The sequence below is a fragment of the Oceanobacillus sp. B139/18 genome, from assembly GCF_055524595.1.
The window spans coordinates 1-14361 of sequence record NZ_JBVFXI010000018.1; the positions used below are offsets into that span (position 1 = coordinate 1).

A 14361-nucleotide genomic window follows, 5' to 3' on the forward strand; every position below is an offset into this window, starting at 1 on the left:
TTTATCATGTTTCGTTTTTGTTGTCAACACTTTTTTTTAAGTATTTTGTCGAAATAATTTCGCTTTATTTCGTTTGCTTCCGACAACAAAAATTAATATACCATAGAAAATAGAGAAGGGCAATACCTTTTTATAAAAAAATGACTAAACAAATCACTTTTTCTATTTTCTATGTAAAAATGATTGTAAAACCGCAGACTGAGCATCGTCATTTTAATCAGGATGAACAGTTCCAGTCACAATCAGTAAATGTGATACATAATTACAACGCTTTTAGCCGGAATGTTTCATCAGTAATAGTTTTGGTGAAACAAGTAACCACAAAAAGCTCCTTCTGTCTCCTCTCAATTTTAACATTATCTCTGCAAAATATACCTATACCATATATAACTTGCCGTTTCTTTCCTTCGCCAACACATCCGCTGCTCCTCTGGATACCAATTGTCTTTAAAAGAATATTGCAAGCTTGTACATATCTCTATAAACAGAACATATACATAAACTAGAACGAATTATTTCGCACTACTACAAATGCTTGTCATGGGTTGTACTACATTAAAAAAGGAGGAACAAAAGTGAATCACTTCTACACAATTCGTTTGAACCGGAAGAAAATTATATTAAGCACCGTGATTGTTTTAGCAGCAGCCATTCTTATTTGGACGCAAACCCCTTCTATTATGGCTATGTTCACGAAGGATGAGCCTGCTGCTCTTTCAAAAGGGAATGAAGATTTAGAAGATGTTGCCGTCACCTTCAATATCAGTTGGGGAGAGGAAAAAGTAGAAAGCATTCTTGAAGTACTGGAGAAAGAAGAAGTACAAGCTACCTTTTTCGTCAGCGGAGAATGGGCGGAACGTCATCCGGATTTATTAGAAGCAATTTCTGAAGGCACACATGAAATTGGGCTGCTCGGCTATCGTTATAAAAGTTATTTAGATCAGGAACCAGAACAAATAAGACAAGATTTAATAAAAGCACAAGAGGTTATGGATAAATTGGGGTATGAAGATATTCGCCTTCTCCGCACACCTCATGGCCATCTGAATGAAGAAATCATCGAATTGGCAGAAAGTATGCAATTTCAGGTTATTCATTGGAATGTCAACCCGGATGATTGGGAGAATCCCGGAGTAGAATCAATTATTGATGAAGTCATGGAGCAAACAGAAAATGGTGATATCATCCTGCTGCACGCTTCTGATAGCGCCAAACAGACTGCCGAAGCTTTAGAGACAGTTCTTCCCGGCTTGAAAAACAAAGGGTATGGTTTAATTACTATATCGGAAATGGTCAACCAGGCAAAAGCAGATACGGAACTTATTGATTAATCCTTGTTTCCATTTCTCAATTCTTCCTCTTTCATAAGGAATTTCATTCACAAATTTAGACTTAGGCGATGAGCCGGTCTTTTAAATATAAATTATCAACACAGACGTAAACGTGAAAGGCAGCTCCCCTCATTATCTGAAGAGGAGCTGTCTTTTTATCATATAGAAGAAACAGCTTCGGCATACTTTTACATAAATCAGATAAAGCAAGCTGACAGAGCTCTTCCATGGTAAGGAAGGGCTCTGAGACTTACGCTTTCTTCGTTTGCCCTTTTTTTGGATTTGATGCCGATTTTTGCTCCTTTTTCGGTTCTTTTTCCACAAAAGGCAAGCGATGCAGCGTTAACATCTGGTAGGTGTTGCATACTAATAGCGGAACAACCATTAACCAGGCATAATCTGTACCATCTACCATTAAGCCGGGAACCCATTCGACAGTTGTAAAAACAACCATGAAAAAAAGTGCTGGAATAAAAGCTGTCGAATTCGTCCCTTTTGCTTTTATCTTTGCTACAATCCAGCCAATCAAAAGCATCGCAGCAGCAATCAATATAAACCAATAAATTGCTACCTCTCCATCTGTGGCGCGATATGGAAAATAGACCAGATCAAATAAAATAAAAATAATCAAACCAACCTGCACAGTAGGCCAGTATCCTTTAAAAACATTCAGCCCCATCCGATTCACAAATAAATATGCAAAGAAACCTGTCATACTTACCGCCGCAAAAGTCAGGCCAAGCCCTAAAAAGAAAACAAATACCCCAAATAACTCCATTGCATCAAACGGAGACATATATGTAAGATATTCCTCCGGCCGTATAAAAAAGCTCGCAATTAATCCAGCAAGCCCGCCAAGCCAGAATGCTTTCCAAAAGAAATTAACCAATATTCTTGTGTTCAATTCTTCACCCCCTAAAGAAGTAACCACTGGTATTTTATCATGAAGTGACCTATTTTTCTTCATTGCTTGTGTATATTTTGTTAAATTATCAAACATATTAAGAGTGTAGATTATATTCTTATCACTGAAGAAGTATCAACGACTGAAACACATGATTATTGCGGAAAATGTTGATTTTTGGCACCTGAGGCCAAGCTAATGTAATCCCAACCTGAAAATAAATTCATGAAAAAGGTATACTTTCTGATTCCATGAAGAAAGGAGCGTATATTATGAAACGTCACCTGTCCATTCTATTTCTACTCCTATTGTTTTGCTTTATCTCTGCTTGTGGAAATAATGATGAATCCCGTGAAGCAGAATACGAAACCACGAAACGAATGGTTGTCGATATCCTGCAGACTGAGGAAGGCAAAAAAGCGTTAAAGGATATACTAAACGATGACGAACTGCAGGAAAGCGTGGTTATTGAATCGGATGAAGTAAAAGAGGCAGTTACAAAAGCTTTATCATCTGAAGACAGCAAGGAAAACTGGAAAAAAATGTTCCAAGACCCTGAATTCATACAAACTTATGCGAAATCCATCTCCGCAGAACAAAAGAACCTGATGAAGGACCTGATGCATGATAGTCAGTTTCAAGAGCAAATGATTGAGATATTAAATAACCCTAAGGTGGATGAGCAAATGCTTTCTATCATGACGAGCCAAGCATTCCGTGCTCATTTGGAGAAAACAATTCAAGAAGCGTTTCAATCTCCATTATTTCAGGAAAAGATAGATCAGGCATTAAAAGAAGCTGCCAAGCAAAACGCTTCCGGCGGTGGTGGAGAAAATAGCGGAAATTCCGAAGAGAATAAAGAAGAAAAGAAAAACGAAAACGAAGGCGCAAATTCATCCGGTTAAGGAATTACTGCATGCATTTCTCTAAAACAAATAGGGTGCTGTTTATCTAAACAGACACCCCGTTTGTTTGCACCCCTATTCCTCTAATTTCGCAATGATTTTGGCAGCTACCTTATGATACTCTTTGCCATTTGGATGGTCCTCCTGGTAAACAGACGGCGCGAATTCATCCTCTTCTTCATACGGCTGTTGTAGTGACAATTGACCAAGAACCTTTGTTTTCAAAACATCGGCAAGCTTCTTACCTCCGCCTTTTCCGAAAACATATTCCTTCTCACCGGTTTTCTTGCTTTCAAAATATGCCATATTCTCCACAACACCAAGGATTTCATGATCTGTTTTCAGAGCCATTTGTCCCGCACGAGCCGCTACAAAAGCTGCGGTCGGATGAGGTGTTGTTACAATAACCTCTTTACAAGATGGTAAGAGTTCATGGACATCCATTGCGATATCGCCTGTTCCAGGTGGTAAATCAAGCAATAGATAATCTAATTCTCCCCACTCTACTTCTGTGAAAAAGCTGTTTAACATTTTCCCGAGCATCGGTCCGCGCCAGATAATTGGCGAATTATCTTCCACAAAGAATCCCATGGAGACGACTTTGACACCAAAGCGCTCAACAGGAATAATCTTTTCTCCGCGAACGACTGGTCTTTCCTCGATGCCCATCATATCCGGTACACTAAAGCCATAAATATCTGCATCAATTATTCCTACTTTTTTGCCTAGACGCATCAAGGAAACAGCTAAGTTAACGGTTACAGTTGATTTACCAACACCGCCTTTTCCACTTGCCACGGCGATAAATTGTGTATTAGTGGCGCCGCTGATCAGCGTTTCTTCTTTTTCTTTTTCTGCTTCAGACTGATATTTCTTCACTGTTTCATCAGGAAGCTGTTCAAATCGGAGACCAACTGTATTGGCACCATTCCGTTTTAAAACACCAACAATTTCTTGCTGCATCTGCATCTGCTCGCCAGTATTCATCTTGGAAATTCCAACCTTGACACTGACATGCTTCTTCTCTTCCTTAATGGTAACAGAAGTAATCGCGTTCAATTCCTTCAAGTTTCTATGTAAAAAAGGATCCTTTATAGAGCTGAGTAACTCAATAACCTCTTCTTGTGTTAACATATTTTCACCATCCCTTATGAATCTGTCCAAGTGCAAGTATAACATAAAACGAAACTTCATTCAGTTGGTTTGCTCTTTAACCAACTGAATGTTAGCTTGAGTTAATCAGGAAATGCAGCGTCCGTTTTTCTCCATCTATTATTTACATTTCTTTTCTGTCCCTCGTTGGAGAAATTACGGACGCTCATGCTGCGATAGTATTTATCCATAAAAAAGACCTGACATCTGCCAAAGCCTCTTCACGGGTCAAAGTTAAAAAGCCATCGTCATCCTGGCACTGTTTACTCACTTTCCTCTGCCTGCGGTTCTTCCGTAACGTAACGCAAGATTCCTTCATAAATACTAGCCGCCATTTGTCTCTGATACGTATCATCTTTTAATAGCTCCCGTTCTACCTCATTCGATAAAAAACCAATCTCTACTAACGCACCAGGAACCTCTGCATGCTTTAATAAATACATTTGGTCAATCGCAAGGGGCTGTCTATCCGTATTTTCTAAATTACGGATAATTTCCTCCTGAATCATTGTCGCCAGATGTTCTCCCTCCTCAAACCTTGGGTAATAAAAGGTCTGAGCCCCATGCCACTGGGAATCAGGTAATGCATTTAAATGGATGGAAATAAAAAACTCAGCTTCTTTCTCCTGAATAAACGCTAATCGATTTCGTATATCCTCTGATTTACGATTAGCCAGACCGCTTGTCCCCTCCGCTGCCAGATCCACATCCTCTTCACGCGTCAAATGAACAATCGCACCATGCTGCATCAAATAAGACTGCACAATTTTAGCTACAGACAGTGCAATATCTTTTTCAACGGTGCCGTCTGATCCTACCGCGCCGCCATCTGGTCCGCCGTGCCCCGGATCAATAACAATCACTTTTCCGTTTAACGGCATCGACCACGTAGAATTAGAAGAATTAATTGCTTGTTTGGTGGGATACTGTAATAAGAAAATAAGTAATAATAAACCAAGAAACCAGAAGGCCTGCTTTTTCTTTTTAGACATATTGTCTCGTTCCTTTCGTTCCCATCTTCAGGGATGTATTTTGGCACTATCCAGAAATAGTCGATATAAGGATGGCAATAATACATGTTAGTAACCTTTTACCGGGACGAGCAGCCGCTGTCTCAAGCTAATCTGAGAAAAACGGATTCTTCACACGTTCTGCTATTACAAAGCTGTTTCCTACAGCATGTACAAACGTTAAGGAATATAAACTGCCAAAGCCTTTATTAAAATTTATGGGCGCATCCTTAGGTTTATGACTTATCTTTTGTAGTATGCTAAAATAAAAATAAATGTTTGAAACTGTTCCTCATGTGATATTGTATATTTAGGAATAATGATTCGGAGGTATGATTATGGCTGATTGGATATTAATTGTATTAGGTATTGGAGCTGTTCTGATTGGACTTGGTTTATTGGCGGTAGCTGCTTTTCTTTTTCTAAAATTAGGAGGGGCGGGCAAACTCATCGCAAGTGCTCAAAAAACAACGGATCAACTGCCGGAGCAAGTAGAAGGCATCACCTCGCAAATAACAGATGTCCTTAAAACAGGAAATGAAACCTTGCAGCAAGTGAATCAACAAATCAAGGAATTATCTCCTTTATTCTACTTAGTTGGTGATGCAGGACGAGCTACACACAACCTGTCGTCGTCTGTACTTAAAACAGCAAATCAATTACAGGAAACTACAGAAGAAGCAAATATGACGATAGCCAATAAAAATTTGCAAGGCATTTATGGCTTAGCTACTATTGGATATTTTCTTGTAAAACAGAACAGAAAGTAGCTCCATTCAAAAACGCTTGGAACAAAGGTTCCAAGCGTTTTTTTTACTTTTCTTCTGCAATTCTATTTTCTACTTCCTGCCGTATCTCCTGAAGCTCTGTCGATTTTTGAAAACCATCATGATACAGACGCTGTTCAAAATCACGCAGACGAGTTAATAATGACGGATTTTCTTCTAAATTTCGTTTCTTATCTACATAAGAACTTGCTGCCCAGCCTAATACAGCACCAACAGCTGAACTGACAACGATACCCGTTTTAGATCCTTTATTGCTCATGGGTATATGCCCGTTTCTCGCGTTTTAAATCCCGCTTTTTCTTTAACCAATAATAACCAAGGGCAACTCCGCCATACACGCCGCCTAAGTTGTTTTTACCGGAAACTTCCTGACCAACTTCTGTTTTTGTTTTTACAGAATCGGTTACATCCACTAAGGAAGAAGATAGCTTCCGTGTTGCATTCCCAACATCACCAACGATATAAAACAGCGGGCTCAGCTGCTCCATCTTGTTATTAATATCAGCTAAAGCCTGGTTACTTTCATGCATAATACTTGTTGTCTCTTTTAAAATACCATCCATTTGCTCCGGTAATTGCTGTACTGTCTTATCGACGCCGCTTAATACACTTGCTAAGTTATTTAATAAATGAGCAATAAAAATAGCTAAAATAACACTTGCGACTCCAATAATAATGACGCCGACTCCGATTAATGTCATTTTACTTCCTCCCTCGTCTGGTTGACTTTATTTGTTTTACCTGCCTGGTAACTTTTATAAATCTGCATCGCAGCTTCACTCCACGTGATACCTTTCATTGCCAGATTTAATTTTTCTTCCAATTTCGCATCATCCAATGCTTGTCGTTTCACTTTATAAGCTTCATTTAAGCTCTGGACAGAGGTGCCTACATCTTCTAAAGACCCAAAGACACTGTCTGTTGCCTGCAGCTTCTCGTGCGTATCATCAATTAAATGGTTCACTTCTTGTAAGGATTTCGAAATTTCAGGTGTGATGTGATTCATTTCTTCTTCCATTTTTACGACTGATTTGCCGAGCGAACGAATATTATACGTAAGCCGATTTAACATAAAGGCTATATAACAACACACGACCGCAAACGCGATAGCAACAAGTAAAATCCCTACGGAAATAATAGGCATATGTAAAAAACCCCTCCTTCTTCAAAATATAAGCGCGTATAAGTTTGGGCTTGAATATTTCTTATCTAAGAACAGCTGCACCCGGCTCCTGCTTGTTCAAAAGGACCAAATGGCCTTGCCGATTCTCTTCGATTGCCGCCCATATTTCTCAATTTTTTCAATCAGACTTTTTGAATAGCCTCTTTAAACAATATTATACCACCTGCCAAAATAAATAAAACGTTTCTTCTTTATAATATCAGAAAACCCGGCATTCGTTAAAGGGAGTCATACAAGTACATGGTATTTTCTTCAAATTCTTTGCCCACTGACGCACAACTCTTCAGGCAAACAAACGCCTCCCCAGACAATCTTCCTGCGGTGATGAAAATCATCAAGGCTGGTGTTCGTCTTCTGTCATACGTACAGAAAGTTATCTTATTTCCCATTTACCAAGATTACATCTCTTCATTTTTGGGTATAGAATTTACATACCTTCATCTTTCCCTAATCGTTATGGATATATTTATTCCATTTTTCAGGGACTCCCTCTAAAATGGAAAGGTATGAAAAAATTTTATTGGAGGCGACTATGGATATTAAACAATTCGGCAAAGATTTTATGAAACGTTTCACCGAAAATAATACGACATTACTTGCAGCTGCGCTTGCTTATTATTTTCTATTAGCCGTCTTCCCGCTTCTTATCGTTGGCTTTGCAATTATCCCTTATTTTAACATAAGCCCGGAAGATGCTGTCGGGTTCCTCGGCTCCATCTTACCGCAAGAGCTTGCAGCAACCTTTGAAGAAAATATTATCAGCTTGGTAGAGACCCCCCGCGGCGGATTATTGACTGTCGGGATTTTAGGTACAATCTGGTCTGCATCCAACGGAATCAATGCTTTCATTAAGGTATCCAATCAAGCATTTGAAGTGGAAGAAACCAGATCATTTATTAAAGCCCGCGGAATAGCTATCCTGCTGACTATCGGCGTACTGTTAGCGGCCATTTCATCTATCATTTTGCTTGTATTCGGAGATGCTATTATCAATTTCTTGATTTCCTTTATCGGCATCAGCGAAGGCACCGGGTTTATTCTGCAAATCTCACGTTTAGTGATGGTCATTGTAATTGTTACCATTATTTTACTCGGCTTATATCGTTTTGCGCCCAATAAACGGCTTCCTTTCCGCCATATTTTACCTGGAACATTAACAGCAAGTATTTTATGGCTGGTAAGCTCTTTTGCTTTTTCCATTTATGTATCTAACTTCGGCAATTACTCTGCAACGTATGGAAGTCTTGGAGGAATTATCATTCTGATGATCTGGTTCTTCTTAACAGGTATTATTCTTCTGGTAGGCGCGTTATTAAATAGTATGTATCACCAGAAAAAAATAGATGATGCTACAGAAGCCAAAAAAGAAACGGCAAGCAGCAAGGAAGTCTAATGAAAAAACCAAAGTCGGTCTTCTTGATATAGAGGATCGGCTTTGGTTTTTATGATGGTTTAGAAAAAGTCTGCAAGATACGGGTGTTTTTTCTTAGGGAGATACGTATCCAGCTTTATCATATTTTTTAATTCACCTGAGATAAACGCCTGCTGGTAAAGCTGCTCCAAGGTTTGTTTCCCTAACAAAATCATCATTAATTGTTGAATTGTCACCGATGCTGTCACATTCTCTCCTGCCGTCTCCTCTGTTTTTTCTGCATAATGTGATCCGTTTTGAAAATAAATCTGATAAACGCCACTGTTTTCTTCCAAAACGCCATCTTCCACTTTCAATCTAAAGCTTTCTTCCTTTTCTGCCGGCGTCAAAAATGGATATACCTTTAGAAAGGCTTCTACATCAACAACTCTTGTCATAAAATATGGCTTTTGTTCTTGCTTTGCTCTCGGCTCTTCCAGAAAAAGCGGAAATAAATCATCATCCGGCAGTGTCATCTGTACTTCCTTTGCCATTGAATCATGATTAGCAATAAACTGCAGCAGCCGCTTTTTACTTTCCGGGGTAACCGCAGCCCATTCATCGATGTCCAGCTTACTATTCTTTACCTGATAACGGACATATCCGTCTGCCTTGCCCGCATCATCATAACTAATCACTGTAATTAATTCTTCTTTACTGAAAATCTTGTGCTCCCACCAATGATTATCGCGTACCAGCATCCCTGTATACTGTTCGGTATAAGCATGATAAACCTCTTTTAAAATCGCTTCTTCACCCTTTTTCATCCGACGCACACAGCCTGTTATATCCTTGTATTTAGGCACATGTTCCATTGGAATTGTAAACTGCATTTCATTGATGGTCATTTCCCAGCCAAACTTCCGGTAAAACGGGACACTGAATGGCGCCAAATAAGAAACAAGATAACCTGCTTTTTTCATTTCACCTAGAACGTGGATAAGCAGCTGCCGAACAGCTCCTTTCCTCCGATACTCCGGCCAAGTTGCCACAGAGGCAATGCCCCCTGTTTTGATAACCTTGCCATGGATACGTGTTTCCAATGGAATCAGATGGACCTTTGCAGCAAGATTTTCTCCTTCCACCCAGCCCCAAACTGTTTCATTCTTTTTTGCTTCTTTTTTCTTTTCTATTTCTCCTGGTGCGGGTGTAACTTGAAAGGCAAAAGCGGACAGATCATAAATTTCATCATTGGTTACTGGAATTTGTTTAATCATAACAGTCCTCCTCTTTGACGGATAAAATGAAACTTCATTCAGTGAAAATGATACGGGCGATTCCTCTTTTAAAGCCAATTATTTCTTCTGCTGGCGGTACAAATCAATCGATTTATACCCTTGAGACAAAATATCAAGCATTTGCTGTTTACGCTTGTCACGTGTTTTTTGCTGTTTCGCGGAAAAAAGATAGCGCGCCCAGTCTTTTTGATAGCCAGGTGTCAGACTCTGATAAAATGAAAGCACCTCAGGAAATGCTGCCAATAACGCTTCAATATCTTTCACATTCTCGGCATAATCTGCTACGCGCTGGCTCGACGAGGCGGATTTCTTCTCTTTTTGCTTCTCGCGTTTTAAGCCAATTACGGTAAACACGTCATCCATACTTACCATACGGGCAAATTTCAGATCACTTCCTGACACATACCCTTCTTCGTCCACCTTCATAGCGGGGAAAATCTCATCTCTATGGATAGAGGTTGTATACCGCTTATTTCCCTTTTTAGGGTAGGCAAAAAATAAATATCCTTTGGGAAGCAGTAATTGCTGCTCTAAAATTTGATTTGTATATGTAATCATCTCATCCAACGTTTCTACAAAAATAAATATCGCATCATGCTCTTGTTGCAATGCTTGATTTGATTCCGTGAATACACCATAGTCATTCGGCTGATTAATAACAGCCATACTGTTGTATTTATGAAGCTTTAATTTATCTATAATTGACATAATATTCACTCCCTGCCTTATGTAAATATATCATTTTTACCAAGAATCAAGAAAGCATATTGATGGGCAAATACGGTGTTCTCGTTCTTTTCTATTCAGTAAAGCACATTATCATTTTTCTCTAATTTCAAATGTTCAACCATAAAGGATACGAGTGTATCTAACGGGTTAATAATCGGCTTCGATGAATTACCCTCCACCTGCCGGGATGCCTCAACCATAGATAATTGCGCAACAGAAATAATTTTATTATTATCCTTTGTCATTTGATTTAAGAACTCGGAAATTTTTTGATTATATTCTTTTTTCATCCCCTGCATGATCAAGTCAAAAGTATCATAGATAATTTTAACTTCTATATCTAACGGTTGCTGATGACAATCTGCATGCTGCTTCAGACGTTCCATCGTCCCTTTAACAGTTGCAGGGTTTGAAAAAAGAATAACCTGAGGCTGATCTATCTGGCAAATGGAATCAAAAAAAGGTTCATCGATTTTTATAATCGGCACAGCTATAGAGAGCTGGTCTTTCTTTAAAAGGCCTATATAATTTGTACAAGTAATAAGGATGGCATCGACATCACATTGAGCCATCCACGCTATTTGTTCATTGACTTTCTTTTGAGCGTCGGATTCTTGGAATTTTTCATCAGAAGTAACTCGATACATTAATGCAGGATCAACAAAATGAATCAATTCGATATTAAATTCGGAAAGTACATCATCCAAATATTTTATATTGGAGTAATGAGCGTGTAAACATCCCATTCTTTTTCTCATCGTTATCCCGCCCCATCTTATTTTTTCATGCTGCTTACTTTACACGGAGTGATATTAAAAAGTCCCGGAATCAACCAATTGACTCCGGGACATCATAGCATTATTAAAAATCAAACATCTTTCTCACAAATTCATTAAAACCATTGTGAATGGAATACACCATCTTTATCCTTACGCTCATACGTATGCGCACCGAAATAATCGCGCTGCGCCTGGATTAAGTTAGCTGGCAGGTCCTCTGAACGATAGCTGTCATAGTAAGCAATCGCACTCGCGAACGTCGGTACAGCAACACCATGCTGCACAGCTAAAGAAACAACCTTACGAAGAGACGCTTGATATCCTTCAACAATCTCTTTGAAGTATGGATCGAGCATCAGGTTTGGCAGATCTCCATCGCGATCATATGCTTCTTTGATTTTTTGCAGGAAGTTTGCACGGATAATACATCCGCCGCGCCAAATCATTGCGATATCGCCATATTTCAAGTCCCAATTGTTTTCTTCAGACGCTGCACGCATTTGCGCAAAGCCCTGTGCGTAAGAAACAATTTTACTCATGTAAAGCGCCTGACGAATTGCTTCCACAAGCTCTTCTTTGCTCTCAGATACTTCCGTTTTAGCAGGACCGGAGAACACTTTGCTTGCTTTTACGCGCTCGTCTTTTAAGGAAGAAATAAAACGTGCAAATACAGACTCTGTAATTAATGGAAGCGGCACACCTAAGTCCAGGGCATTTTTGCTTGTCCATTTTCCAGTACCTTTTTGGCCCGCTTTATCAAGGATCACTTCCACTAACGGTTTGCCCGTTTCCTCATCCACTTTTGTGAAAATATCTGCTGTAATTTCAATTAGAAAGCTGTCTAGCTCTCCTTTATTCCACTCTTTAAACACTTCATGCAATTCTTTTGCATCTAAGCCGACCACATTCTTCATTAAATCATATGCTTCAGCGATTAACTGCATATCTCCATATTCAATTCCATTATGAACCATTTTCACAAAATGTCCTGCACCATTTGGTCCGATATACGTTACACATGGTTCGCCATCTACTTTAGCAGAAATTGCTTCAAAGATTGGAGCAACTAAATCATATGCTTCTTTTTGTCCGCCAGGCATCATAGAAGGTCCTTTTAATGCGCCTTCTTCCCCGCCGGATACACCAGTTCCAATGAAATGGATACCGGTTTTATCTAATTCCTCATTACGGCGCATCGTATTTTCATAAAGTGTATTTCCTCCATCAATCAACACGTCGCCGTCTTCTAAGTATGGCTGCAGGGATGCGATCGTTGCATCTGTCGCTGGTCCAGCTTTCACCATAAGCATTATTCTGCGGGGCTTCTCTAAAGATTGAACAAAATCTTCAATCGTTTCGGCACCATAGAAGTTCTTCCCTTTTGCTTCGTTTGCCATAAATTCTTCTGTTTTCTGGTAGGTACGGTTGAAAACAGATACAGCGAAGCCACGGCTTTCTATATTTAATGCAATATTTTTACCCATAACAGCTAAGCCAATAACACCAATCTCTTGCTTCATATATACTCGATCCTCTCTGCCTAAAAATTTAAAATGAACCTTTTCCTATTATAACGGATTTCTTCTAAAGAAACCAAGTCCCACGCTATTTTTTCTCAATACTATGATAACTTGGCCGATTTTTTGACAGAGAAAAATCACCAATCCGCAGCATCACATCAAACTGCGAATCGATGATTTTTCTAGTTACACACAAAGCTCCTTAGCATCCGCAAGGGCCTTGCGGCGGACAAGGATGATGCGGCTTTCCGCACATAACATGCTGTTCTTTAATATCATTTACAACAGATTCTGTATGAGGGAAATAGTGTTTGTGTGTTGTCATATGCTTATTAACATTTGTAGTGTGACTAGGATGGACATGCTTTACCTCAGTATTAGAAACGTTTGTTTTAACGTATTGCTTTGTTGGAGATACTTGTGTTGGGCCTTGTTGTGTAGGTGATACTTGTGGTGCACAGTATTCTGGCTGCATTTGTTGCTGCGGCATTTGCTGCATTGGCATTTGCTGTGGCATTCCATTGCAATTCCCATTCATCCCATTCATAGAAGCTCCTTGTACCTGTTGATTTTGGTTCCCCCAGCCTTGATTAAATTGTCCTTGATGATGTTTGTTACTACCTCTCACCGTAAAGGACCTCCTTTCCATTTCTTTAATCTTTCTCTATAGACTATGTGTCCCCCCCGTACTCGGTTTGATATAATAACCTATTTTTCAGGAATTTCTCTTGGATTCTTATTTAAGTGGCGATTCTAAAAAGGAACAGAGAGCTTTATTCTCCTGTTCTTTGTATGAGAGAGGGATTAGGATAAAAGTGTCAGATTAATTACATCCAAAATCGGGAAACTTTATACAATAGAAGCGTCATATTTAGTTCAGTTACTGGAGTGATATAATGGAATTTTTAACAGGATACTTACCAATCATGCTTGGCGTTGCCGCTATTCTCATATTAATAAGTATATTTGTGAAAGAGAAACGGATTGTTCCACCGATGGTTGTCAGTTCAATCAGCCTTATTTCTATCTTTATCAGTTATTTCTTTGAGGGGGAAGATGCCGCTCTTATCGGCAATATCAGTCTGGCTGCCTTTATCAGTTCCGTCATTGTTCTGATTATAATGACAGCTATTTCCTGGTCTCGTACACGTCCAAAAGCATAAGATTGGCTGCCTCCATCGGAGGAATTACAGCAAGTCCGGCTGTGAAAATATTGCTTAAACAAAAATCCCAGAATGTCTTCCGTTCAAATAATAGAAGACATCCTGGGGTTTGTTTGTTTCCAAATCAAAAGTGTAAACTATCGAAAGATACCTTTCAGGTTACCGCCAGCATTTTTTGGTTAAAACGCTTTGCAATTTCCTTTCCTATTTCAATCGAGCACGTTGCAGCAGGTGATGGCGCATTCAAT

At 39.3% G+C, this 14361-nt stretch carries 16 protein-coding genes; 5 read left to right on the forward strand and 11 right to left on the reverse strand.

Annotated features, from left to right (window positions below; all coding sequences use genetic code 11):
* Positions 1–575 precede the first annotated feature (575 nt).
* On the forward strand, positions 576–1331 hold the full coding sequence (gene pdaB / locus ACZSMY_RS22870; protein WP_256705517.1) for a polysaccharide deacetylase family sporulation protein PdaB: 756 nt from the start codon (positions 576–578) through the stop codon (positions 1329–1331).
* 250 nt (positions 1332–1581) lie between these two features.
* Here the strand turns inward: pdaB and ACZSMY_RS22875 are convergent, their stop codons facing one another.
* The gene (locus ACZSMY_RS22875) at positions 1582–2235 is read right to left on the reverse strand and encodes a KinB-signaling pathway activation protein (protein ID WP_193064229.1); all 654 of its coding nucleotides are present in this window, start codon (positions 2233–2235) and stop codon (positions 1582–1584) included.
* Positions 2236–2507: 272 nt separating this feature from the next.
* On the opposite strand from ACZSMY_RS22875, the gene gerD reads away from it, so the two are divergent.
* Positions 2508–3140, forward strand: a complete 633-nt coding sequence (gerD, locus tag ACZSMY_RS22880) for a spore germination lipoprotein GerD (RefSeq protein ID WP_042531002.1) — start codon at positions 2508–2510, stop codon at positions 3138–3140.
* 75 nt (positions 3141–3215) lie between these two features.
* Here gerD and ACZSMY_RS22885 read toward each other — a convergent pair whose 3' ends face one another.
* Positions 3216–4274, reverse strand: a complete 1059-nt coding sequence (locus ACZSMY_RS22885) for an Mrp/NBP35 family ATP-binding protein (protein WP_042531000.1) — start codon at positions 4272–4274, stop codon at positions 3216–3218.
* Between the two features lie 281 nt (positions 4275–4555).
* Positions 4556–5284 (reverse strand): N-acetylmuramoyl-L-alanine amidase CwlD, encoded by a 729-nt coding sequence (gene cwlD / locus ACZSMY_RS22890; protein ID WP_042530998.1) that lies wholly within the window; start codon positions 5282–5284, stop codon positions 4556–4558.
* 356 nt (positions 5285–5640) lie between these two features.
* On the opposite strand from cwlD, the gene ACZSMY_RS22895 reads away from it, so the two are divergent.
* Entirely contained in the window at positions 5641–6072 is a 432-nt protein-coding gene (locus ACZSMY_RS22895) for a DUF948 domain-containing protein (protein WP_042530996.1), read from the forward strand.
* A gap of 43 nt (positions 6073–6115) precedes the next feature.
* Here ACZSMY_RS22895 and ACZSMY_RS22900 read toward each other — a convergent pair whose 3' ends face one another.
* From ACZSMY_RS22900 to ACZSMY_RS22910, 3 genes are read right to left on the reverse strand one after another with little or no spacing between them, the layout of a single operon-like run.
* On the reverse strand, positions 6116–6349 hold the full coding sequence (locus tag ACZSMY_RS22900) for a hypothetical protein (protein ID WP_042530993.1): 234 nt from the start codon (positions 6347–6349) through the stop codon (positions 6116–6118).
* The gene (locus ACZSMY_RS22905; protein WP_042530991.1) at positions 6339–6791 is read right to left on the reverse strand and encodes a DUF948 domain-containing protein; all 453 of its coding nucleotides are present in this window, start codon (positions 6789–6791) and stop codon (positions 6339–6341) included. Before ACZSMY_RS22905 ends, ACZSMY_RS22900 begins: the two co-directional genes overlap by 11 nt.
* Positions 6788–7234, reverse strand: coding sequence for a DUF948 domain-containing protein (locus ACZSMY_RS22910; protein ID WP_042530989.1), 447 nt, complete (start codon positions 7232–7234; stop codon positions 6788–6790). The genes ACZSMY_RS22905 and ACZSMY_RS22910 overlap by 4 nt, the downstream gene beginning before the upstream one ends.
* A 571-nt stretch (positions 7235–7805) precedes the next feature.
* Between ACZSMY_RS22910 and ACZSMY_RS22915 the strand changes: the two genes are divergently transcribed.
* Entirely contained in the window at positions 7806–8666 is an 861-nt protein-coding gene (locus tag ACZSMY_RS22915; RefSeq protein ID WP_042535876.1) for a YihY/virulence factor BrkB family protein, read from the forward strand.
* A gap of 59 nt (positions 8667–8725) precedes the next feature.
* Here ACZSMY_RS22915 and ACZSMY_RS22920 read toward each other — a convergent pair whose 3' ends face one another.
* The 5 genes from ACZSMY_RS22920 to ACZSMY_RS22940 form a co-directional block, all read right to left on the reverse strand.
* The gene (locus tag ACZSMY_RS22920; protein ID WP_465148370.1) at positions 8726–9901 is read right to left on the reverse strand and encodes a GNAT family N-acetyltransferase; all 1176 of its coding nucleotides are present in this window, start codon (positions 9899–9901) and stop codon (positions 8726–8728) included.
* Positions 9902–9979: 78 nt separating this feature from the next.
* Complete coding sequence (locus tag ACZSMY_RS22925) at positions 9980–10630, reverse strand: YdeI/OmpD-associated family protein (protein ID WP_042530983.1); 651 nt, start codon at positions 10628–10630, stop codon at positions 9980–9982.
* Positions 10631–10725: 95 nt separating this feature from the next.
* On the reverse strand, positions 10726–11409 hold the full coding sequence (locus ACZSMY_RS22930) for a hypothetical protein (RefSeq protein WP_256705515.1): 684 nt from the start codon (positions 11407–11409) through the stop codon (positions 10726–10728).
* 134 nt (positions 11410–11543) lie between these two features.
* A complete protein-coding gene (gene gndA / locus ACZSMY_RS22935; protein WP_042530979.1) occupies positions 11544–12950 on the reverse strand; it encodes an NADP-dependent phosphogluconate dehydrogenase in 1407 nt (468 codons plus the stop codon).
* 202 nt (positions 12951–13152) lie between these two features.
* A complete protein-coding gene (locus ACZSMY_RS22940) occupies positions 13153–13578 on the reverse strand; it encodes a CotD family spore coat protein (RefSeq protein ID WP_374705762.1) in 426 nt (141 codons plus the stop codon).
* 268 nt (positions 13579–13846) lie between these two features.
* Between ACZSMY_RS22940 and ACZSMY_RS22945 the strand changes: the two genes are divergently transcribed.
* Positions 13847–14113: a hypothetical protein gene (locus tag ACZSMY_RS22945; RefSeq protein ID WP_042530976.1), complete on the forward strand. Its 267-nt coding sequence runs from the start codon at positions 13847–13849 to the stop codon at positions 14111–14113.
* Positions 14114–14361 lie beyond the last annotated feature (248 nt).